Below are 20,528 nucleotides of genomic sequence, written 5' to 3'. Positions count from 1 at the left end.
CGACTGGAGTGAGCGAGCCGCGTATTGCGGCTGGACGCACACGCCGATGCAGAGGATGTGCCAGTCGGTTGCCTGTTGGGCTGGCCGCGCCTTACCCAGCCGGCTCAATCGTATTCCGACGGCTCATGCTCGCCGAGCAGACGCCGCTGCCTCGGCGTGGCAGCGGCTATCACGTCCGGGTTGAAGCGCCACTGCAGGTAGGGCGAAAACTTCTGCGCCACCATGCGGCGGCCGTAATGCACCTGCAGCAGGTAGCGGCTGCGGTCAGGCGTGCGGTTGCGGCTGCCGGCGTGCCAGAGGTCGCTGCGAAACACCAGCACGTCACCTGCTTCGCAGAGCACTGGCTGTGCCTCGCGACCCTGCCAGTGGATTTCACCCGTGCGTGGTTTGCGACCGGACCGGTGACTACCGGGTATCACCAGGGTAGGGCAGAGGTCTGCATCGATCTGGTCGAGATAAATATGCGCCGTGCAGACCTGCATCGGCAGCTCGAAAGCTGGATCGTGTAAGCAGCGCTCGGGCAGCTCCATAGCAAGGTAATCGGCATGCAGTTCACCGCCAACGAAGCCCGGATGGCTGCGCCAGGCAGTCTGGCCGATGACATGGCAATCCGTGCCGAGACAGGCTTCAGCCAACTCGATTACACCAGGAAGATCAAGCAGGGGCAGCCAGAACGGATCACGGTTAAAGACGCATTTGTAGTGATCGTCGACCAGACCCTGGTAGTCCCAGTGGATGGGTTCGAGGCGATCGATGGCCGTTCGCACAGGCTCGACCTGCGGCGGCTGCAACACCTGGCGCAGCAGAACGAAGCCCTGCTGGTGCATGGCCTGTAACTGCTCGGCGGTGCTGCGGCTGGGTGACATGGCGGTCGATTCAGTGACGTTCACCGTTATCGACAGTTTGTTGAAAGCTTGGGTTCGTATCCTGCTGGCGCTGGTGATGACCTGTCGTCGCAGCAGGCACACGGCCACAAGCGGTGAGCCCGTTTCACCCTTTCTTGTGCGAACCCCGGCGCGCAGCCACAAGCGGCGTCTGCCGGGTTCGCTTCTAGCCTCGAATGACAGCGAAGCTGCTGCTCAAGGCCGTCAAGTTTGCCTGAGTTCTAGACGCCCGCTCCGCTGACGATCCTCAACCCGCTCTGACCATTGCCCTGTCGCTGCACCTGAATCTGCACCGGGATGCGCTCATGCATCTCCGCCACGTGTGAGATCACCGCCACCTTGCGGCCCTGAGCCTGTAGCGAATCCAAGGCGTCCATGGCGATCTGCAGGGATTCCGGGTCGAGGCTGCCGAAGCCTTCGTCGATGAACAGCGATTCGATCTTGAGTTTGCTCGACGCCATCGAGGCCAGTCCCAGCGCCAGGGCCAGCGAGACGAGGAAGGTCTCGCCACCCGACAGCGAATGCACCGAGCGCAGCTCGTCGCCCATCTCTGTATCCATCACCAGTAGCCCCAGCGGGCTGCCGCCGCGCTTGAGCCGATAACGACGAGCCAACTGCCGCAATTGCACATTGGCGTGCTGCACCAGGAGGTCGAGGTTGTAGGCCTGGGCGATCTTGCGGAAGGCGCCGCCGTCGCTGGAGCCGATCAGTGCGGCGATACGGCCCCAGCGCTGGCTTTCAGCCGTCGCATCGGCGATCTGCTGAAGCAAAGCCTGGCTTTGATTGCGTCGGCGATCATCGTCGAGCAGCGCGGCGCGGGTTTCGGCGCTGCGTTGCTCGGCGGCATTGCAGCTGATTTCCTGCTCCGCGTACTGGCGTTTCAGGGTTTCGCCATCCGGCGCATCGGGCTGCCCGGCCTGATGCGCTGCCAGCCGCTGCGTGCAGCCGTCCAGCCGTTCACGGCTGCGGGCGAGCAGTTCGGTGTTGGCGCGCAGACGTTCGCGGGCTTCGGCGAGCAATGAGTCGTCCAGTTGCAACAACTGCGTGAGGGTCGCATCGTCTAGATCAGGATGCGCAGCGCGCCAGGCGGCAAGTTCTTCGCCGAGTGTTTTGCGTTCGGCCAGTAGTTCGTCGCGGCGCCCGGCGCAGTTCTGCTGCTCGCTGGCAAGCCGGGTCAGCTCGACGCGCGCTTCGTTGAGTTGCCGGTCAATGTCGGCCTGTTGCTGGCGAGCAATCTGGATCGTGTTCTCCAGTTGCTGCTGCCAGGCCGCGGCGCTGGCTTGCTCGCCCAGACTGTCGCGCAGGCTCTGACGACAGGCCCGCTCGCGGGCTTCGAGTTCACTGAGGCGGGCCGCGCAGGCCTTTTGCTGATCTAGACGATTCTGTTGCTGCAGCTGTTCGCGTTCCAGTGCGCTCTGGCGCTGTTGCTGCTCCTCAGCTACCTCAGCCTGTTGGTCGATCTGCTGGCGCCGGGCTTCGATCTGGCTGTCAAGGTGCATAAAGGTTTCGGCCGGTGCCTCGCGCCAACGGCTGAGCAGGGCGGCCGGTAGCAGGCTGGCGAATTCGGCCAGCTCCTCGTCCAATCGTCCCTCATCGCGGGATATGGCGTCGCGCTGGCCGGTGAGGGCCTGGCTCGCCTGAACGCAGGCGTCGCGTGCAATTTGCCAAGCGTGCTGCAGGGTTTCGCTGCGCTGCTGCAGCGCCAGCAGTTCGCGCTGGCGGACGTTGGCTGCGGTGATCTCGGTTTTGAGCGTGGCGAGTTTCGTGTCCAGCCAGGAGTGGCGCCCGGTTTCCGGCTCTTTCAGCAGCTCGGCATAAAGGGGCAGTGCGGTCAGTTGCGGCTCCAGCTTCGCCAGCTCATCGGCGATTTCTGCGTGTCGCTGCGCGTTCTGTTTGATGCCCGTGGTCAGGGCGATGTGCTGGTCGCGCAGCGCCTGGAGTTTTTCGTCGTGACTTTTGAGCTGCAGCTGGGCCTGCTCGACTTCGCGCTCGTCGCCCTGGTCGAGGGCAGCGAGCAGCGCCTTACCGTTATGCCAGGGATGCTCGAGGCTGCCGCAGACGCTGCACGGCTCGCCGGGGGCCAGCGCCGCGCGCAAGGCTTCGACATTGGCGCTGCGGGCTATGCGCTGGCGCTCCAGCAGGGCCTGCACCACGGTGAGCGCCTTTTCCGCGTCATCGCGTTCCGTGCGAGCGAGCTTGCCGGCTTTCGTCAGAGCGTCGAGCTCCTGCTGCTGGCGGCGCTGCTCATGGAGCAACGTCCGCTGCTGATCTGTTAGCTGCTGATGGCGGGACCAGATCCCGAGCAGGGTTTCGCCTTCGCGCTGGGCGTCGCGCCAAACGTCGAGCCCTGCGTTCAGTTGCGCGAGCTGGTCGGCCAGGCCCGTCACACCGCCAATCCCAGTTTGCAGTTCGTCGAGTGCCTGGCGTGCCTGCACCTGTGCGGCCTCGGCGGTCTTGGCAGCAGTTTCCAGAGCGGGGAGTTCCAGACGGCCCTGTTGCAGGCGCGCCGCGATTTGCACGGCCTGCTGCAAGCGCGGCCGGTAGCCATTCCAGGCGGCGCACAGCGGCTGCAATTCGGTGCTGCGGGCGAGCCCTTCAGTCAAGGCCGCCAGTTGGGTGGCGGCCCGTTCCTGTTGCTGTCGCAGCTGAGCCAGGGTCTGTTCGCCGGCCTTGCTCGCGGCTTCGGCGTGTTCGGTTTGCCGCCGCGCGTCACCCAGGTCATTGGACAGATGGCTAAGGCGCTCTTCTTCGCGGCGCGCCTGAACCAGTCGGGGTTCGGCAGATTTGAGCGCCTGCTCCGCTGCTTTCAACGCATCGGTCGACGTCTCGCAGAGATGCTCCAGCTCGTCGAGCCGCTGCTGGACTGCGCTGTGCTCGCGACCATGGCGAGCCAGGTTTTCCTCAACCTTCGCCAGCAGCGGTGCCAGCTCCTGCTCGCGGATGAAGCGATGCCGCTGCGGCGCCAGGAGTTCGAACAACCCGAGGATGCGGCGGGCATCGGCCAGGTTCTCATGCTCGGATTCAGCATCGGTTAGCTGCTGCCTGGCGCTGTCCCGTTCGCCTTGCAAACGGGACAGGTCCTGTAGCCACTGGCTTTGCTGTTTCAACGTTTCGAGCTGCTGCTGCAGCGCCTTGAGTTCGGCCAGTTGCGTCTGGTGCTGGGCTTCCAGCGCCTGGCGTGCTTCGGCGTCTAGAGGCTGCACGCCGCCGGCCTGTTGTTGCAAGGCTGTCAGCGCTTCGCGAGCGCGCTTGGCCGCTTCGAAGGCCGCCTGGCCGAGGCGGCTGTAGAGGCCGGTGTCGGTGAGCTTTTCCAGCAGGGTGCCGCGGTCGTTGTCGTCGGCTTTAAGAAAGGCGGAAAACTCGCTCTGCGCCAGCAACACGGCGCGGGTGAACTGCGGCAGGGTCAGGCCGAGCTTGGCTTCGAGCAGTTCCCTGAATTCGCGCTTCTTGCCGCTGGCGAGCAACTGGTCGCGGTCCAGGTCGAGCAGGCTCTGGTTGCTCGCCTGTAAACGCCCGTCGATCTTCTCGCGGGCGCGCTTGACCTCCCAACGGGCGCGGTAGCGATGCCCGTCGACGCCGACAAAATCGACTTCCGCGTACCCGCTGCCACAGCCCCGGCGCAGCAGGTTGCGCTCATCGCCACTGCCGATCTCGTCGCTACCGTCGGGCACCTTGCTCAGCAGCGAGGCGCCATCGAGACGTGGCGTACTGCCGAACAGCGCCAGACACAGCGCATCGAGAATCGTGCTCTTGCCGGCACCTGTAGGCCCCGTGATGGCGAACAGGCCAGCGCTGGCCAGGGGTTCGGCGGTGAAGTCGATGACCTGCTCGCCTGCCAGCGAGGCGAGGTTCTTCAGGCGAATGGCGAGGATCTTCATCGGGCGTCTCCTTCACCTTCGAACTCAACGCCTTGCAAGAGGCTGGCGAAGTCGTCCAGTGCCTGCTCATCCGGCGGGTTGCCGAACTGTTCTTCCCAGGCGCGCGCGAAGAGTTCCTGCGGGGTGATCTGGTCGAGGCCCAGCAGCACATCCGAGTCGGCCTCACCGCGTTTCCCTGCATATTCACTGGCGATTCGCACCAGCCGGCAGGCCTTTCCGGTGATCGCCGTTTCGATGCGCTGGCGCAGGTCCGGAAGCGGCTCGTCGAGCTGCACGCGCACTTCCAGCCAGGGCAGGTTCTCGGCGAACAGGCCTACCGGCGGCAGCGATTCGAGCTGGCTGATGACGTCGGCCAGCGGCGCGCGGCCGATGCGGATCATCTCCACCGCGCGGGGTATGGGCAACGCCTCGATAGTGTCCAGCCTGTCGCCGTCGAAGCTCACCAGCAGGATCTGGTGCGGGTAATTGATCTCGCCGAATGACAGGGGCAAGGGCGAGCCGCTGTAACGGATGCGCTCTTGGCCGGCGACCTTCTGCGGCTTGTGCAGATGCCCGAGCGCGACATAGGCGATGGGCTCGGGAAACAGGCTGGCGGGCAGCGCCTCGGCATTGCCGATGACGATATTGCGCTCCGAGTCCTCCGACACCGCACCGCCGGCCATGTGCGCGTGACTCATGGCGATCAGCGCCTGGCCGGGCTGGCGCTGTGCTTCTGCCGCGGCGATCAGGTGCTGATGCACATGACGGATGCCGGCCATGTAGTCCTCGCCCGCCTCACCGCCGGTAACTTCCGCCGGACGCAGAAAGGGCAGGGCGAGGCACCAACCGGCCACCTCGCCCTTGGCATCGTGCAGCGGCACCAGCAGCCGACCGTGGTCGAGCTGATGGTCCGCCAGCCAGCTGATACGACCGATGGCGTGGGCGTTAAGGCGTCTCATAAGCGGCCCGGGCAATTCGATGCGCCCGCCGGAGTCGTGGTTGCCGGCGATCATCACGATGTCCAGCTGCGGGAGCTTTTCGTGGGCGCGGACGATGAAGTCGTACAGGCGCTCCTGGGCCTTGAGCGGCGGGTTGACCGTGTCGAAGATATCGCCGGCGATGAGCAGGGCGTCCGGCTGGTGGACGGTTAGCTGGTCGAGCAGCCAGGCGAGGAACTGCGCGTGTTCGTAGTCGCGGTCCTGGCCGTGGAGGGTCTGGCCGAGGTGCCAGTCGGAGGTATGGATCAGGCGCATAAGAGGGGGCTTTTTTCGTTGGAGTCGCAGCGGGGCGGGACTGGATGCGAACGTCTGGGCATGGAACTCAGGGTAGGATTGTTGGGGCGAGTGGCGCCCCGAGTCTTTTCTCGCGAAGCTATTTGGCTTTCGCTTCGTTGGGGGCGCCCGATTGCCGATGTTGGCTGAGGCATTGGTTTCGCCCTGCCCAGCAGGGTGAAACCTGAGGTACGGGCCACCTTATGCGCTTTGTCTACTAAATCTAGTTGTGCCTCCGACGCCGGATCGCGAGCAAGCTCGCTCCTACGAATGGCGACGGGCCGGTGCGTTGTCCAATCAACAGGCGCTTCACTCGCAATCGGCCTAATGGAGGAGGGCGGGCGTATGAATTCGCCCCTGCAGGGAAGGCGGCCGCAGGTAATGGTCATGTGTACAACCAAACCTTCAACCCCTGCAGATTCCTCACCTGAATCTGCTGCGCCGCCGCATTGGCCAGCACCGTATTCGGATCGATCTGATACCGCTGCAATACGTACTGCACCAACGCCCCGCGGGTGGCGATGCGCAGCTCGCCATCCTGCATGCCGTAGTCAGTTTCGATGATGGATTTCTGCTCCGCACTGAGTCGCACATCCGGCTCGATGACCACATCCACCGGTGTGTTCCAGGCTTCGTCCTGCTCGAGCCTGTTCTCGCTTTCATCCATCAGGTCCGGTTCGCCACGGAAGCGACTGAGGACGAAGTCGCGAAAGCCACGGTTCTTCTCGCAATAGGCGCGCACATGCCAGCGGGTGCCGGTGAACACCAGGGTATGCGGCGCCATCACGCGGATCTCCACGTCCGGGTGGGCGAGGGAGACGTATTCGGTTTCCAGTCGCAGCCCTTCGCGGCAGGCCTTGAGAATCGGTCGCAGCACCTCGGGCCGGATGCTGCGGTCAGGCATGTGCAGCACTTCGGTGTGGGAGTAAGCCAGCGCCAGGCCTTCGATATGCGGGGCGCGGTCGCGGTTCTGATCCAGCAGGTGCAGGTAGGCGCTGGCGCTGCCATCGATGAACAGCGGCTCGAACTGCGGGCTTGGCTTATAGCCTTTCAGATGGCGGTCATATGTAAGATTTTCCGGCGCATGTTCGTTCAGGTAGGTGTTGATGTCCTTCGACGCTTGCTGCCGGCTGATGCCAAAACTCTGCATCAGGTGACCCGTGGTCAGGCGGCCTTCCCACCAGGCAATCGTCTCGATCAGGCGGTACCGCAGTGCCAGATCCCAGCGAACCTGACTGATCGATTGCTTGCGTTTCATGCGCGCCCCATCTGTTGGAAATGTTTACCGCGACTATCGGGTGACTCGACGTGTCGTGCGAAGCTACATATATTCAGGGCGTACTTCAAGCAAGCAGATAGAGGAACGCCCCCATGAGCCTGTTATTGAATGCGCTTATTTTTTCGTTTACTGCCTTTGCCGGAATGGGCGTTCTGGCGTGGCTGGCTTACGGTGCTAACGAACGGAAGTGAGGGGTGGTTACAGTTTCGTTGCCGATGAACAGTCATCCGATGAGTGGTTGGAATCTCCGAGTGTAAAGCAGGGTCTTTGTTTCAGACCCAGCGCACGAGGCCCCCATGAAAACCCTGTCCCGTCACCTTGCCGACAACTTTCCGGCTGATTACAAGACCCGCGTGGAACCGCAAGAAGACGGTTACCTGGTCGTACGTGTCGGTTATCCGCTCAATGGCACCGAGGCCATCCGGATGGTGTCGGGCCGGCACGTGCAGAACGGTCTGCTGGTTGAGACCATCCTCGAAGACATGCGCAACGAGCTGGCGCGAGTTCAGTAACCCACCGCGTCATTCGTTACGACCCGCTCCGCTGTATCTGCCCTTTGCGTTGCATCGGAAGGCGGATGCGTACGCAGAGCCCTCCAAGCTCGCTCTGCTCCAGTGACAGCTCACCCCGCCAGGCAACCAGAATATCGCGCACGATCCCAAGCCCCAGCCCATGCCCTTCGGCATGTTCATCGAGACGGATGCCGCGCTCCAGCACTGCTTCGCGACGCTCCGGCGGAATGCCCGGCCCATCGTCATCGACTGAGATGAGATAGCCGTCGGTGATCGGGGCGATCGTCAGCCGCACCTGCGACCGGGCAAACTTGCAGGCGTTGTCCAGCAGGTTGCCGAGCAGCTCCAGCATGTCTTCACGGTCCCAAGGCAAGCGGCATCCTTCATGGCTGTGCCAATGCAGATCGAGATCCCGACGGTGGATCATCCGCAACGTATCGAACAGCGGGCCGAGTTCTGCTGCGCAATCGAAATAGCTGCCGGGCAGCACTTCGCCAGCCAGGCGTGCGCGGCCCAGTTCCCGCGTGACCCGCTGTTGGATCTGCTCGAGCTGTTCGGCAAGGCTGGCCTGCAGCTCCGGATGCGCTGCCATTTCCTCGCGTCGAACCAGGCTACCCAGCACGGCCAGGGGCGTCTTCAATGCGTGGCCCAGATTGCCCAGCGCATGGCGTGAGCGTTTCAGGGTGTCGTCGGTGTGCGCCAGCAGATGATTGATCTGCTCCACGAGCGGCTGCAGTTCGATCGGTGCCTGAACGTCCAGTTGCTGACGCTGGCCCTGCTGAAGCTGCGCAATCTGCTGGCGCGCTCGTTCCAGCGGGCGCATGGCGAGTTTGACTGCGTAGCGCTGCAGCAGCAGCAACACCAGCAGCGCCAGGCCGACCAGTCCCAAGCCACCGAGACGAACCTGAGTAAAGCTTTTGAGGATGGGCGTGTAATCGCGCGCCACGTTGATGACAATGGTCTGTCCGTCGCGGCGATAGGCGGTCCGATAAGCCAACAGCCGCTGGTCCTGTGGGCCATCCAGCAGATCGTCCGCCATGCCATTGCTATCCGGCCAGGCCGGTTCGGCGTCCCATAGTGAGCGTGAGCGCCAGCTGCGCGCCGGCAGGTCGATGCGGAAATAGTGGCCGGAAAATGCGCGTTGATAACGAGGGTTGAGCCGGCTCGAATCCAGCACAAACCCCTCCGGGCCCTGAACAACGGCCATCAGCAGGCCTTCGGTCTCTTCCCGCAGGTCGGTGGCCAGGTTGCGCCGTAGGCCCGACTCGAACAGCCAGAGACTGCTCTGGACCAGCAACAGTCCGACCAGCAGCAGCACCGAGATCAGTCCGATACTGAGACTGCGCTGGATCGACTTCAAGGCGCGCCGCCGAAGCGATAGCCCTGCCCGCGGCGGGTTTCGATCAGCTCGCGGCCGAGCTTGCCGCGCAGGCGATTGACGTGCACTTCGATGACATTGGAGTCACGCTCGGTTTCGCCGTCGTAAAGGTGTTCGGCCAGCTGGGTTTTCGATATGAGCTGGCCGGGATGCAGCATGAAATAGCGCAGCAGCCGAAATTCGCCCGCGGTCAGTTCGATGTCCTGACCATCCTTGTGGCAGCGCTGGCGTGCTTCGTCCAGGGCTATTCCTCCTGCCTGTAGCAATGGCTGGTTGGCTACGCCGTGGGCGCGTCGCAGCAGCGCCTGGATACGCAGCAGCAGCTCTTCGGGATGGAAGGGTTTGGTCAAGTAGTCGTCGGCACCGGCTTTCAGCCCTTCGATGCGTTCGGCCCAGGAGTCGCGGGCCGTCAGGATCAGCACCGGCGTCGCCAGGCCTCGGCTACGCCAAGCGCGCAATACCTCGAGCCCCGGCTTGCCAGGCAGGCCAAGATCCAGAACGATCAGGTCATAGGGTTCGCTGCTGCCCTGATAGTCGGCGTCGCGACCATCGGCCAGCCAGTCGGTGGCATAGCCCTGACGCGTAAGGCTGGCGACCAGTTCATCGGCCAGCGGCACATTGTCTTCGACCAGTAACAGGCGCATCAGTCTTCTTCGTCCTTGAGCAGACGACCGTCGCGCGCGTCCAGTTCCAGCTCGCGGGCGACGCCGTCTGCAGTCAGCAGTTCGATCTCGTAAACGTAGATGCCATCCTCTTCTTCCAGTTCGGCTTCCAGCAGCCGGGCGCCGGGGTGGCGCTCCATCGCCTGGTTCAGCAGGCTTTCCAACGGCTGGATCAGCCCCTCGCGACGCAGGCGCAGGGCTTCATCCTGATCCAGGTCGCGGCTCGCCACCGGAGTGGCGGCGAGCAGCAAGGTCAGTGGAATGATGAGAAGAGGGGCGGGTCGCATTAGTCGTCCTGATGGTCCTTGAGTACTTCGCCGGTCTTGGCGTCGAGCTCCAGGTCCCATTGCACACCTTTGTCGTCGCGCAATTCAACCTGATAGATGTGGCGACCGTATTCTTCTTCCAGCTCGGTTTCCTCGACGGTGGCCCCGGGGTGTTTGGCCAGTGCAGCTTCGTTGAGTTTCTCGAAGGATTGGATGGTGCCCGCATCGCGCAGCCTCAAAGCTTCATCCGGTCCCAGATCGCGGGCCATGGCCAGGTTGGCGCCGAGGGCGAGGGTGGCGGCAGTGATCAGCGTAGTCAGTGTTTTCATGGTTTCGTTTTCCTGTGTGGGTTTCGACGATTCACAGGCTACGAGGCGCGGCTTACGCGAAACTGAACGAGGCGTCGTGAGACGGGGGCGCAGGTTGGCAGTAATCCTCGCTGCGGCATTGTCCAATACGGGGTACGTCCACCTGTTGCGGGAGGTCTGCCATGAAGATATTCCATTGCGTCACGCTCAGCCTGATATTGGTCGCCCCGCCTGCGCTGGCCCAGGATCTGCTCAAGCCTGAGGGGCCCACGGGTTCGCCGGAAATCAACGGCGGACCCGCCACCGAGATGGTTTCCGAGCCGGTGATTCACGCCACTGGCACCATCGAAGCCCTGGATCGTGAGCGGGGTGTGGTGACCATCGTCCACGGCCCGATTCCCGCGCTGAAGTGGCCAGCAGCGACCATGGACTTCCAGGCTCGGCGCGAGCAGCTGGAGGGGCTTTCAACCGGTGATCAGGTTCGCATCAGCTTCCAGAGTGAGGGCGACGAAGCGGCTCTGGTGTCCATCGAGAAACCCTGAAAGGCGCATTCCAGACGAATTGCGATGAACCCTCGATGAATGATGTTGCTCGTATGTAACAGGGCTGTCATACGCCCAACGCTCATTCACAGAGAGGATCGACCATGTATCACAAGAAACTGACCGCCGCGCTTGCCATTGCCGTACTGGGTTCTACCAGCACCATCGCGCTGGCGGATGAGCCCGGCGCGGACTGGATTACCTTCGAGCAGGCCATGGAAAAGGCCAAGGCGGCGGGCTACACCGAGCTGCATAGCCTGGAAGTCGACGACAAAAGCTGGGAAGGCAAAGGCCTGAAAGCTGATGGCAAGAAGTACGAATTCCAGATGGAAGGCACGACCGGCAAGATCACGCTGGACGAGGAAGACTGACAGCTCGGCAGGCTATAGCTCGCCACGCGCTGCCATGTCGCGGATGCGATCGGCAGTGCGGCAGGCGATGGCCTGGATGGTCAGCGACGGGTTCACCCCGCCTGACGTCGGAAACACCGAGCCGTCGCAGATCCACAGGTTGCGAATGTCCCAGCTGCGGCAATCTGCATCGACCACGCTGTTGGCCGGGTCACTGCCCATCCGCACGGTGCCCATCAGATGCGCCGTACCGTCCGCTTCGCTCCAGGTGTCCTGCGCCCCTATGCCTTCCAGCCCCCGGCGCATGAAGTTGATGGAATGGTCCACCAGCCGTTGATCGTTATCGCCCATCGACCAGGTGACGCGTGCGATCGGTAGCCCGTACTGGTCCTTTTCTTCGGCCAGGGAAACTCGGTTGTGCTCCAGGGGGAGTGTCTCGCCGACGATTTTAAGCCCGACCTGATGGTTGTAGTGCGCCATCTCATCCACAAGCGCCTGGCCCCAGAGACCGTGGTTGCCGGTCTGGGTCGCGGCCCACGCAGCCGGCAATGGCCCCTGACTCATGATCGCGTAGCCGCCATGGAAATCCTTGCCGCGGTCCTCGTAGTTCCAGTGTTCTGTAACCGCCAGCGACGGCGGCCCCTTGTACCAGCGGATCTCTTCGTCGACACGCCCCCACACTGCCTGGTTGGTATGCACCATCAGATTCCTGCCGACCAGGCCGCTGCTATTGGCGAGCCCATCCGGATAGCGTGAGTTGGCCGAATTGAGCAGCAGCCGCGGCGTTTCGATGGCGTAGCCTGCGACCACTACATGGCGTGCGCGCTGGAAGCGCCACTCGCCGTTACGGTGGTAGTGCACGCCGTTGGCGAGGCCATCGGCGTCCGTTTCGATGCGACCCACCATGGCCAGGTCTCGAATCTCTGCGCCGGCTTTCAATGCCCGTGGAATCCAGGTGTTCAACACGCTCTGCTTGGCATTGGTCGAGCAACCGGTGACGCAGAAGCCGCGGTAGACGCAGGGCGGCGCGTTGTCGCGCGGCGCCGAGAGCGTCGCCAGGGGTGTCGGTGCCCAGTCCACACCCATGGCTTCGCAGGCCTTTGCCAATGCCAGACCGGAGGCATTCACCTCATGCTGACGATAAGGGTAACGGGGGCGCTTCGGGCCCCATGGGTAGCGCACCGGACCGGCGATTTTCAGGGCCTGCTCGACCTCTTCGTAGTAATGCCACATCTCCTGCCAATCGATTGGCCAGTCGAACCCATAGCCGAGCAGCGAGCGTGACTTGAACCACTCCGGACGCATGCGCAGCGAAACCATGGCGAAGTGCACCGTGCTGCCGCCGACCGCCTTGCCGCTGTTGTTGGTGCCAAGCTTCAGCGGGTTTTCGCCGTCGCACAGGCGCTCGTCGGTCCAGAACAGTTTTTCCTGATGCGCCTCGTCAGAGGCGAATTCCTCCAGCGGTCGCCACCAGGCACCGGCATCGAAAGCGACCACAGAGAAGCCGGCCTCGGCCAGCTTGCAGGCGAGGGTGCCGCCGCCCGCGCCGGTGCCGACAATGGCGAAGTCGACCGGCTCGTGCTCCGGGTATTCGCGCATCGGCACCCAGCCTCGGCGATGAAAAACATCCGGTGCGCGACCGTCGCCGCCGCGTGGGTGGTAAAGGGCGTCGAGTAACGGATCAACGGACATGGCGGTTCAACTTCCTTGCTTTGGCTTCTTCGCCGGGATGAGCTTCGGCCGCTTCCCAGCTGTCGCGGCTGTCTTCGGCGAGGCGCACGTAACCACGTGGGCTGGCCGGGCCACCGAAGCCGAGCTCGTTCCAGGCGGTCGGGTGGCTGTAGTAAGCGGTGCTGATGTCGTGCACCACGCGATGGCTGAAGAAGGCGGCGGCCGGTACGCCCTGCCAGGCGTCGCTTGTGAGTTCGTCGCGCTGCATGGCGGCGATCAGTGCGTCCTGCTCGGCTGCGGCCAGCTCCGCGAAGCCGCGCTGATGGCTCAGTTGCGCTTCGCTGTCGAGGGCGTCGAGGCCGAGCGGCCAGGCCTGTTGTAAAGGCGGCAGCCGCGCGTCACGGTAGCCATCGCCACGTCCCTCAGCGACCTTGAACTGCACCAGCGCGGCGACCGGTATCGGTGGTCGATCCTTTGGCTGCGGAACGATGCGATCACATAACGCCTCCAGCGTGCGTCGTTGCGTCGTGCTGAAAACGCCATTCTCGCGCGGCACCGCCAGCCGGCGGTCGACGACCTGACGGCTCGGCTCGTTCCACGACGGCCCCTGGCGTTTGCGCAGCACGTCGTAATCGGGGTAACGGTTGCTCATCATTTCCACCATCGGTATTGGGCGAGTTCTTTTTCCTCATCCAGTAGCGAATGCGCGGCCAGCCCGGCCAGTGCCAGGCCGGTGAAACTCGGCGGTGCCGGCAGCGGCGGGCCAGCCTGTAGATTCTGTCGCCAGTTACGCCAGCCGCCGTTGTTACGGGCGATACCCAAGGCGTGGAAGCCCGCGCCAGCGAAGCCCATGAACGCGGTGAAGCGCAGGACGAGGCGCGACGTCCAGCGCAGCCGCTTGCGCCGCGGGCTGGTCAGGGCGCTGGCTGCTAGCAGCGCGGCGGCGAGCGGCGGGGCGGTCACCGGCAGGTACATGGCCGGGTTCTGGAACGAACCGCGAAAGTGCAGCAGCCCGGCCTCGGCCGTGGTGCCGAGCAGGCCGGCCGCGGCCATCAGCGCGACGGATTTGCCGGCCGGTAACCCCATGACGCGTGGTTCGGCGTCACCGCTGGTATTGCGTAGCTGTTCGCTGTAGTAGCCGAGCAGTCCGGACAGCACCAGCGCGGCGGGCGCTCCCAATGGCGCCGCATAGAACAGGTTGCTCCAGCTCATGCCGCCTGGACGCTTGGTCACGTTGTAGAGATGAAAGCCAGCACCGATCAACCCGATCAGGCCAGTCAATACGTAGATCGGGTCTCGCACCTTACTGGCGAAGGCGTCCGGGTCCTGCTGGCCTTGTCCACTGGCGAGCAGCGAGAGCGTCGAGGCCGCCAACGGCGTGTACATGGCGCGGTTCTGAAAGTCTCCACGGTAGTGCTCCAGCGCGCTGTCCAGCGCCACCGAGGTAGCGAGTAAACCCGCGCCACGGTTCAGCGTACGCGCCGCATCGACCATGGTGCCTTCGCTAGGGCTGAACAAGAGGCCGCGTCCGCGTTTCTCGTGCTTCTGCCAGCTCAGTGCAGCGAGTCCTAGCGCAGTGGTTGTGCCAACTGCCAGTAGCCGGAGTTGCGTCCGTGAAACCATGAGACCCCCGTCAGATTGCGTAGCGGCGAGCATCGGCTTCGCGCAGCGTCAGACCGTGTCCCGGCCGTCCCAGGTCCGGCGCTATCCTGCCGTGTTCGACCTGTGGCGCTCCGTCGAACAGTATCGATTCGAGCCGGACGTGATCGTGAAACCATTCCTGATGGCGAAAGCGCGGCGCGGCGCAGCAGGCGTGCAGGTGCAGCGCCGGGGCACAGTGCGCGGATAGGTCGAGATGAAAGGCCTCGCACAATCCGGCCGCTTGCAGGAAACCGCTCACACCGCCGCAGCGGGTGAGGTCCGCTTGCAGCACATCCACCGATCCGTGCTCGACCATGCGGCGAAAGTCATCGGGGGTGTAGGCATATTCACCTGCTGCGACATCCATTGCCTGCCCGCTGGCACCAAGGGCGTCCCGTACCTGCCGCAGCCCCACAAGGTCGTCGGAGCTGACCGGTTCCTCGAACCAGCTGACCTGTTGCTCGGCGATGCGGTAGGCAAAGGCGATGGCACTGCGCGGCGTATGCGCCCCGTTCGCATCGATGAACAGCCCGGCAGCGCCGATGGCTTCGCGTGCGGCGCGGACCCGTTCGGCGTCGCGCAGCGCGTCGGCACCGATCTTCATTTTCACCCAGTGGCAGCCGTCCTCTTGCACCCAGCGGCCCAGCTGCTCGCTCAGACGGCCATCGTCGTAGCTGGTGAAGCCGCCGCTGCCATAGACAGCGACGTCTTCGCGGCGCATGCCCAGCAGTTGCGCCAGCGGCAGATCGAGTAGCCGCGCCTTGAGATCCCATAGCGCCGTGTCCACCGCCGAGATGGCGCAGGCTGCGAGGCCGGAGCGCCCCAGGTTGCGCACGCTTGCCCAGAGCCGTTCGTTGATCTGGCCAATGGCGAGCGCATCCGCACCTTCAAGCAGATCACGAAAATGCCCCTCGATCAGCCGCACCAGCGACGCGTCGGCATAGGTGTAGCCCAGCCCGGCCTGACCGCCGGCCTCAAGCTGCACCACAACCAGCGTGGTGGCGTCCCACTGGAAGGTGCCGTCGGCCTCGGGCGCATCGGTGGGAACGCGATAAGCCGCCACCCGCAACGCGCGGATAGCGGCGTCCGGACGCTTGGTCATTCCTTGTCCTTGTCCTTGTCATCATCCTTGTCATGCCCAGGCATGAATTTGCTGAGCACCTGCTTGGCTGATTGCTTGATGATCCCGGCCTGATCCGGATCCCCATGCAGCAGGACCGAGGCGTAAGCTTTGGCCTGTTCCAGCTTGATGTGCGGGGGCAGTGGCGGTACGTCCGGGTCGGTCTTGAATTCGATCAACACCGGCCGATCCGCCGCGAAAGCCTTGTCCCAGGCTGCCGCGACCTGATCCTCACGGTCGACGTAGATGCCGATCAGGCCAATGGATTCGGCGAAGCGGTGGTAAGGCACGTTGGGAATATCCTGCGATGCCTCGAATTTCGGGTCGCCCTCCATCACGCGCTGTTCCCAGGTGACCTGATTGAGGTCCTCGTTGTTGAACACGCAGCAGATCCACTGCGGGTTCTGCCATTCCTTCCAATACTTGGCGACCGTGATCAGCTCGGCCATGTTGTTCATCTGCATGGCCCCATCGCCGACCATCGCTACTACCGGGCGATCCGGATGAGAGAACTTGGCGGCAATGGCATAGGGCACCGCCGCACCCATCGAAGCCAGCCCGCCGGAGAGCGAGCCCATCATGCCGCGGCGCATCTTCACATCGCGGGCATACCAGTTGGCGCAGGAGCCCGAGTCGCTGGTGATGATCGAGTAATCCGGCAGCCGTGGTGACAGCTCGAAGGCGACGCGCTGCGGATTGATCGGGTTGGCCTCCACCAGGGCTCGCTTCTCCAGCACGCTTTCCCAATCCATGCGCCACTCTTCAACGCGCTTGCGCCACTTGCGCTCGGTCTTCTCCTGCAGCAGGGGCAACAGCGCGCGTAGGGTTTCAGCCGAGTCGCCCTGAAGATTCACTTCCATCGGATAACGGATGCTGAGCATGTCGGCCTTGAGGTCGATCTGCACGCCGCGGGCCTGACCTTCTTCAGGCAGAAATTCGGAGTAGGGGAAGCCCGAGCCGATCATCAGCAGGGTGTCGCACTCGGTCATCAGCTTGTAGCTCGGCTCCGTGCCCAACAAGCCGATAGAGCCGGTGACCCAAGGCAGGTCATCAGGCACGGCTGCCTTGCCCAGCAGCGCCTTGGCAACGCCAGCCCCGAGTTTCTCGGCCACGGCGATGACCTCATCGGTGGCATTCAACGCACCGGCGCCCACCAGAAGGGCGACCTTTTTGCCGTCGTTGAGCACCTCGGCGGCACGCTGCAGGTCAGCTTCGTACGGCACCATCTTCGGCCGCGTATAGCCAATGCCGGAATGCACCGCCCCGTGGGCGCGGGGTGGCTCGCTGTACTCCGCGTCCTGCAAGTCGCTCGGCAGGATGATGGTGGCGACCTTGCGCTCGCCCACTGCGGTGCGGATCGCCCGGTCGATCAAATGCCGAACTTGCGCCGGTGCGCTGGCCTGCTCGACGAACGCACCGGAGACATCCTTGAACAGCGCCGGCAGGTCGATTTCCTGCTGGTAGTGGCTGCCCAATGAGGTGCGTGATTTCTGGCCGGTGATGGCCAGTACCGGCATGTGGTCCAGTCGCGCGTCGTAGAGACCGGTGATCAGATGCGCCGCACCCGGGCCGGACGTGGCAATACAGACGCCCAACCCGCCGTTGAACTTGGCGTCGGCCGAGGCCATGAATGCCGCCATTTCCTCATGTCGGGCTTGAATGAAACGGATCTTTTCGTTGGAGCGATTCAGCGCGCCAAACACACCGTTGATGCCGTCGCCTGGGTAGCCATAAATGCGGCGCACGCCCCATTGGTAGAGGCGTTCGATTACGTAGTCACCGACTGTCATTGCCATGGAAACCTCGCGTGGTCTGGGCGTGAGCGTTCAGACACAAGGGGCTGGAACTTCGAGGCTGCTGTCGTGCGCTGCGCAACGAAGCAACCGTCGCAACCCTATGCCTGGCTGTTCACGTCTGGACCGGACTGGGCCGTGAGGGTTTCCCAAAAGTTCACCTGGGTGACGGACGAGCCTCTTCTTCGGCGCCGCGGCGGTAGGCAGAAAAGGTATGAAGGTGCTGCCGTCCTCGTCGCGGGCGAAATTGATTCCGGCCGAGGACAGCCAACGGAACTGCCACGGCTCGGCCGCGATGTTGAAGTATCATTTCGCGCCTCTTCGTTCAGACGGTCGCCATGTCCATGCCCGCCCCCAACGCTCGCAGCACGCTGCATCTCCCCCAAGGCAACTGGGCGACGGTGCTCGACTGCCTGTGCGCGCATTTTCCGGCGATTGACCGAAGCACCTGGGCCGATCGCTTCGTGCGAGGGCGGGTACTCGGCGCTGACGGGCAGCCACTGCAGGCGACGCATCCTTATCAGGTCGGGTTGAAGGTCTATTACTTTCGCGAGGTGCCGGACGAGAAGCCAATTCCCTTCGAGGAGCAGATCCTGCACCTCGACGAGCACCTGCTGGTAGCGGACAAGCCGCACTTCCTGCCGGTGATGCCGGCTGGGGAGTACGTCAACGAGACCCTGCTGGCGCGCCTGAGCAAGCGTGTGGGCGATCCGGATCTGGTGCCGATCCATCGCATCGATCGCCTGACCGCCGGGCTGGTGCTGTTTTCTACCAATCCCGAAAGTCGCGGGCGCTATCAGGCGCTGTTTCGCGAACGCAAGATCGACAAGCGCTACGAGGCGATCTGCCCGGCGCTGCCTGATCTGGACTTTCCGCGTGATGAACGCTTGCACATGGTCGACGGCGAACCGTTCTTTCTGATGAAGCGGGGCGACGGCGAACCCAACAGCGAGACGCGTATCGAGGTGCTCGAGCGTCGTGGTGAACTCTGGCGCTATGCGCTCTATCCAGTCACCGGGCGCAAGCATCAGCTGCGTCTGCAGATGGCCACGCTGGGGGCCGGCATCTGCAATGACCCTTTCTATCCCGAACTGCTGGAACGCGGCCGGCGTGATCAGGACGACTACGCCAACCCGCTCAAGCTGCTGGCGCGTGGTCTAGAGTTTCAAGATCCGCTTACTGGCGAATTGCGCCAATTCGAGAGCCGTCTGCAGTTGGATTGGTAGTTTCCAGAGCTTATTCGCCGTCTTCGCGGGGTGCCTTGGCTCCTGGATCGCCAGCAAGCTGGCTCCTACGGGACTAGCCGGGACCGCAGCACGCACACTTGGCGATCCGTGATCCCCTGCCTTGAATGCGTAGATAGTTGCGCACGACCACCGCACCGCTTTTGTAGGAGCCAGCTTGCTGGCGATCCGCTTCCGCGCCGTTTTGCGGTGCCTGCAAGAACTCCGCGCCTCGCTCAGCTGGGCAGCGTCGCGGCACCTTCTCGTCAGGTCCCAGTCGATATTCCTGTCCCCGCACCGAAGCAAAGCCGCCATGCCTGAAGGCCCATCCATCGTCATCCTCCGCGAAGAAGTTGCCGCATTCACCGGCAAGACCATCGAGCGCGCGGAGGGTAATAGCAAGCTCGACAAATCAAGACTGGTCGGCCAGACGGTTCGCTCATTCCGCAGCTGGGGCAAACACTTCCTGATCGAGCTGGACGATGTGTCCCTGCGTATCCACCTGCTGCTGTTTGGCAGCTACCGGATCAATGAGCGCAAGGAATCCGCGCCGCGCCTGAGCCTGGGTTTCCCGAACGGTGAGCTGAATTTCTACGGCTGCTCGGTGCAGTTCATCGAAGGCCCGCTGGACGAGGCGTACGACTGGCGTGCGGACGTCATGAGCGACGCCTGGGACAACCGCACAACGCTCAGGAAGTTGCGCAAGCGGCCACGACTGCTGGCCTGCGATGCGCTGCTGGACCAAACGCTGTTTTCCGGCTCCGGCAACATCATCAAGAACGAAGTGCTGTTTCGCACCCGCATCCATCCGCTTTCGCTGATCGGCGATCTCTCTGCGCCGAAGCTCAGGGAGCTGACGCGTGAGGTTCGCACCTACAGCTTTGAGTTCCTGCTGTGGAAGCGAGAGGGCACGCTCAAGGCGCACTGGCTCGCGCATACCAAAACCACCTGCCCGCGCTGTAAGATTCCCTTCATTCGGGCCAAATCGCTTGGCCGCAGCAAACGGCGAAGCTTCTTTTGCGAGCGTTGCCAGAAACGCTACGGCGACAGCGATCAGGTTGCGGTCTAAGCGCCGGCTGACAAGGAATGAAGACCCGGCGTTGTATGCTTCTCACCACGCTGCGCTTAACCATCAGAGGCCGATCATCGATGCGTATTGTGTTACTGCCGTTTCTCGTTGCCGTGGTCGGGCCAGCCATCGTCCATGCAAGCGAGCCGCTTCTTGATCTTCAGGTGGGGGGCGCAAGCGTTGCGGCCGAGTACGCCCGTTCTCCCGCTGAACGTGAACGCGGCCTGATGGAGCGTACCGAGATGGCTGCCGACCACGGGATGCTGTTTCGCTTCGATGACTTTCGTCGTCACTGCCTGTGGATGAAGAACACACCGCTACCGCTGTCAGCGGCGTTCATGGACGAGCAGGGACGCATCGTCGATGTGATCGATCTGGAGCCGTTGAGTAAGGCGATTCGCTGTTCAAGCGAGCCAGCGCGCTATGCGCTGGAGGTGAATCAGGGATGGTTCGAACGCAACGGGATCGAGGTTGGCGAGCAGGTGCGCGGGATACCGGGCGAGTAGCCGTTCGTGCTGTGATACGGCGTGACGCCTCTGTTGCGGTTGAATGCTGGTGGAAAAGGCTGTGGCCGTTTTCCACCCTACATTGGACCGGCGCTGCGGCTGTAGATACCGTCTTCCCCATTAGCGCGCAAGGGCCAGTTGAGGGTCGAAACGCTGGCCCGATTTAAGTACCCCATAGGCGATGTGCAGCAGCTTG

The 20,528-nt window shown here is 63.4% G+C and carries 19 protein-coding genes; 6 read left to right on the top strand and 13 right to left on the bottom strand.

Annotation, left to right across the window (positions count from 1 at the left end; all coding sequences use genetic code 11):
* Nucleotides 1-104 precede the first annotated feature (104 nt).
* The 4 genes from ACIGHL_RS15930 to ACIGHL_RS15915 form a co-directional block, all read right to left on the bottom strand.
* The gene (locus ACIGHL_RS15930) at nt 105-866 is read right to left on the bottom strand and encodes a phytanoyl-CoA dioxygenase family protein (RefSeq protein WP_128120895.1); all 762 of its coding nucleotides are present in this window, start codon (nt 864-866) and stop codon (nt 105-107) included.
* 239 nt (nt 867-1,105) lie between these two features.
* Entirely contained in the window at nt 1,106-4,762 is a 3,657-nt protein-coding gene (locus ACIGHL_RS15925) for an AAA family ATPase (RefSeq protein ID WP_128120894.1), read from the bottom strand.
* The gene (locus ACIGHL_RS15920) at nt 4,759-5,994 is read right to left on the bottom strand and encodes an exonuclease SbcCD subunit D C-terminal domain-containing protein (protein ID WP_128120893.1); all 1,236 of its coding nucleotides are present in this window, start codon (nt 5,992-5,994) and stop codon (nt 4,759-4,761) included. The genes ACIGHL_RS15925 and ACIGHL_RS15920 overlap by 4 nt, the downstream gene beginning before the upstream one ends.
* Before the next feature lie 403 nt (nt 5,995-6,397).
* Nucleotides 6,398-7,270: a helix-turn-helix transcriptional regulator gene (locus ACIGHL_RS15915; RefSeq protein ID WP_128120892.1), complete on the bottom strand. Its 873-nt coding sequence runs from the start codon at nt 7,268-7,270 to the stop codon at nt 6,398-6,400.
* A gap of 317 nt (nt 7,271-7,587) precedes the next feature.
* Between ACIGHL_RS15915 and ACIGHL_RS15910 the strand changes: the two genes are divergently transcribed.
* Nucleotides 7,588-7,803, top strand: coding sequence for a hypothetical protein (locus tag ACIGHL_RS15910; protein ID WP_128120891.1), 216 nt, complete (start codon nt 7,588-7,590; stop codon nt 7,801-7,803).
* A 16-nt stretch (nt 7,804-7,819) separates the two neighbouring features.
* Here ACIGHL_RS15910 and ACIGHL_RS15905 read toward each other — a convergent pair whose 3' ends face one another.
* The 4 genes from ACIGHL_RS15905 to ACIGHL_RS15890 are packed head-to-tail and all read right to left on the bottom strand — an operon-like array spanning nt 7,820 to nt 10,438.
* Nucleotides 7,820-9,163, bottom strand: a complete 1,344-nt coding sequence (locus tag ACIGHL_RS15905) for a sensor histidine kinase (protein ID WP_128120890.1) — start codon at nt 9,161-9,163, stop codon at nt 7,820-7,822.
* A complete protein-coding gene (locus ACIGHL_RS15900) occupies nt 9,160-9,825 on the bottom strand; it encodes a response regulator transcription factor (protein ID WP_216706978.1) in 666 nt (221 codons plus the stop codon). Before ACIGHL_RS15900 ends, ACIGHL_RS15905 begins: the two co-directional genes overlap by 4 nt.
* Entirely contained in the window at nt 9,825-10,130 is a 306-nt protein-coding gene (locus ACIGHL_RS15895) for a PepSY domain-containing protein (protein ID WP_045430242.1), read from the bottom strand. The genes ACIGHL_RS15900 and ACIGHL_RS15895 overlap by 1 nt, the downstream gene beginning before the upstream one ends.
* Nucleotides 10,130-10,438, bottom strand: coding sequence for a PepSY domain-containing protein (locus ACIGHL_RS15890; RefSeq protein ID WP_128120889.1), 309 nt, complete (start codon nt 10,436-10,438; stop codon nt 10,130-10,132). The genes ACIGHL_RS15895 and ACIGHL_RS15890 overlap by 1 nt, the downstream gene beginning before the upstream one ends.
* Nucleotides 10,439-10,599: 161 nt before the next feature.
* Here ACIGHL_RS15890 and ACIGHL_RS15885 point away from each other — a divergent pair, with 161 nt between their 5' ends.
* Both ACIGHL_RS15885 and ACIGHL_RS15880 read left to right on the top strand, forming a co-directional pair.
* The gene (locus ACIGHL_RS15885) at nt 10,600-10,959 is read left to right on the top strand and encodes a copper-binding protein (protein ID WP_128120888.1); all 360 of its coding nucleotides are present in this window, start codon (nt 10,600-10,602) and stop codon (nt 10,957-10,959) included.
* Between the two features lie 104 nt (nt 10,960-11,063).
* Nucleotides 11,064-11,330 (top strand): PepSY domain-containing protein, encoded by a 267-nt coding sequence (locus tag ACIGHL_RS15880; RefSeq protein ID WP_128120887.1) that lies wholly within the window; start codon nt 11,064-11,066, stop codon nt 11,328-11,330.
* 12 nt (nt 11,331-11,342) lie between these two features.
* Here ACIGHL_RS15880 and ACIGHL_RS15875 read toward each other — a convergent pair whose 3' ends face one another.
* From ACIGHL_RS15875 to ACIGHL_RS15855, 5 genes are all read right to left on the bottom strand, one after another.
* Nucleotides 11,343-13,001 carry a GMC family oxidoreductase gene (locus ACIGHL_RS15875; RefSeq protein WP_128120886.1) on the bottom strand — a complete coding sequence of 553 codons (1,659 nt, stop codon included), beginning with the start codon at nt 12,999-13,001 and terminating at the stop codon, nt 11,343-11,345.
* Entirely contained in the window at nt 12,991-13,632 is a 642-nt protein-coding gene (locus tag ACIGHL_RS15870; protein ID WP_128120885.1) for a gluconate 2-dehydrogenase subunit 3 family protein, read from the bottom strand. Before ACIGHL_RS15870 ends, ACIGHL_RS15875 begins: the two co-directional genes overlap by 11 nt.
* Nucleotides 13,632-14,498, bottom strand: coding sequence for a hypothetical protein (locus tag ACIGHL_RS15865; RefSeq protein ID WP_206606870.1), 867 nt, complete (start codon nt 14,496-14,498; stop codon nt 13,632-13,634). Before ACIGHL_RS15865 ends, ACIGHL_RS15870 begins: the two co-directional genes overlap by 1 nt.
* 115 nt (nt 14,499-14,613) lie before the next feature.
* Nucleotides 14,614-15,723 (bottom strand): enolase C-terminal domain-like protein, encoded by a 1,110-nt coding sequence (locus ACIGHL_RS15860; RefSeq protein ID WP_128120883.1) that lies wholly within the window; start codon nt 15,721-15,723, stop codon nt 14,614-14,616.
* The gene (locus ACIGHL_RS15855) at nt 15,720-17,537 is read right to left on the bottom strand and encodes a thiamine pyrophosphate-requiring protein (RefSeq protein WP_128120882.1); all 1,818 of its coding nucleotides are present in this window, start codon (nt 17,535-17,537) and stop codon (nt 15,720-15,722) included. Before ACIGHL_RS15855 ends, ACIGHL_RS15860 begins: the two co-directional genes overlap by 4 nt.
* A gap of 335 nt (nt 17,538-17,872) precedes the next feature.
* Between ACIGHL_RS15855 and ACIGHL_RS15850 the strand changes: the two genes are divergently transcribed.
* From ACIGHL_RS15850 to ACIGHL_RS15840, 3 genes are all read left to right on the top strand, one after another.
* Nucleotides 17,873-18,760, top strand: coding sequence for a pseudouridine synthase (locus tag ACIGHL_RS15850; protein ID WP_206606869.1), 888 nt, complete (start codon nt 17,873-17,875; stop codon nt 18,758-18,760).
* A gap of 310 nt (nt 18,761-19,070) precedes the next feature.
* Nucleotides 19,071-19,826, top strand: coding sequence for a DNA-formamidopyrimidine glycosylase family protein (locus tag ACIGHL_RS15845; protein ID WP_128120881.1), 756 nt, complete (start codon nt 19,071-19,073; stop codon nt 19,824-19,826).
* A gap of 80 nt (nt 19,827-19,906) precedes the next feature.
* The gene (locus ACIGHL_RS15840; RefSeq protein WP_128120880.1) at nt 19,907-20,332 is read left to right on the top strand and encodes a DUF192 domain-containing protein; all 426 of its coding nucleotides are present in this window, start codon (nt 19,907-19,909) and stop codon (nt 20,330-20,332) included.
* The last annotated feature ends 196 nt before the right edge of the window (nt 20,333-20,528 follow it).

The sequence above is a fragment of the Pseudomonas sp. NPDC077451 genome (assembly GCF_044543345.1).
Lineage (GTDB): Bacteria > Pseudomonadota > Gammaproteobacteria > Pseudomonadales > Pseudomonadaceae > Stutzerimonas.
Note: the sequence above shows the minus strand (reverse complement) of the source record. Positions and strands in the feature narration are given on the sequence as shown.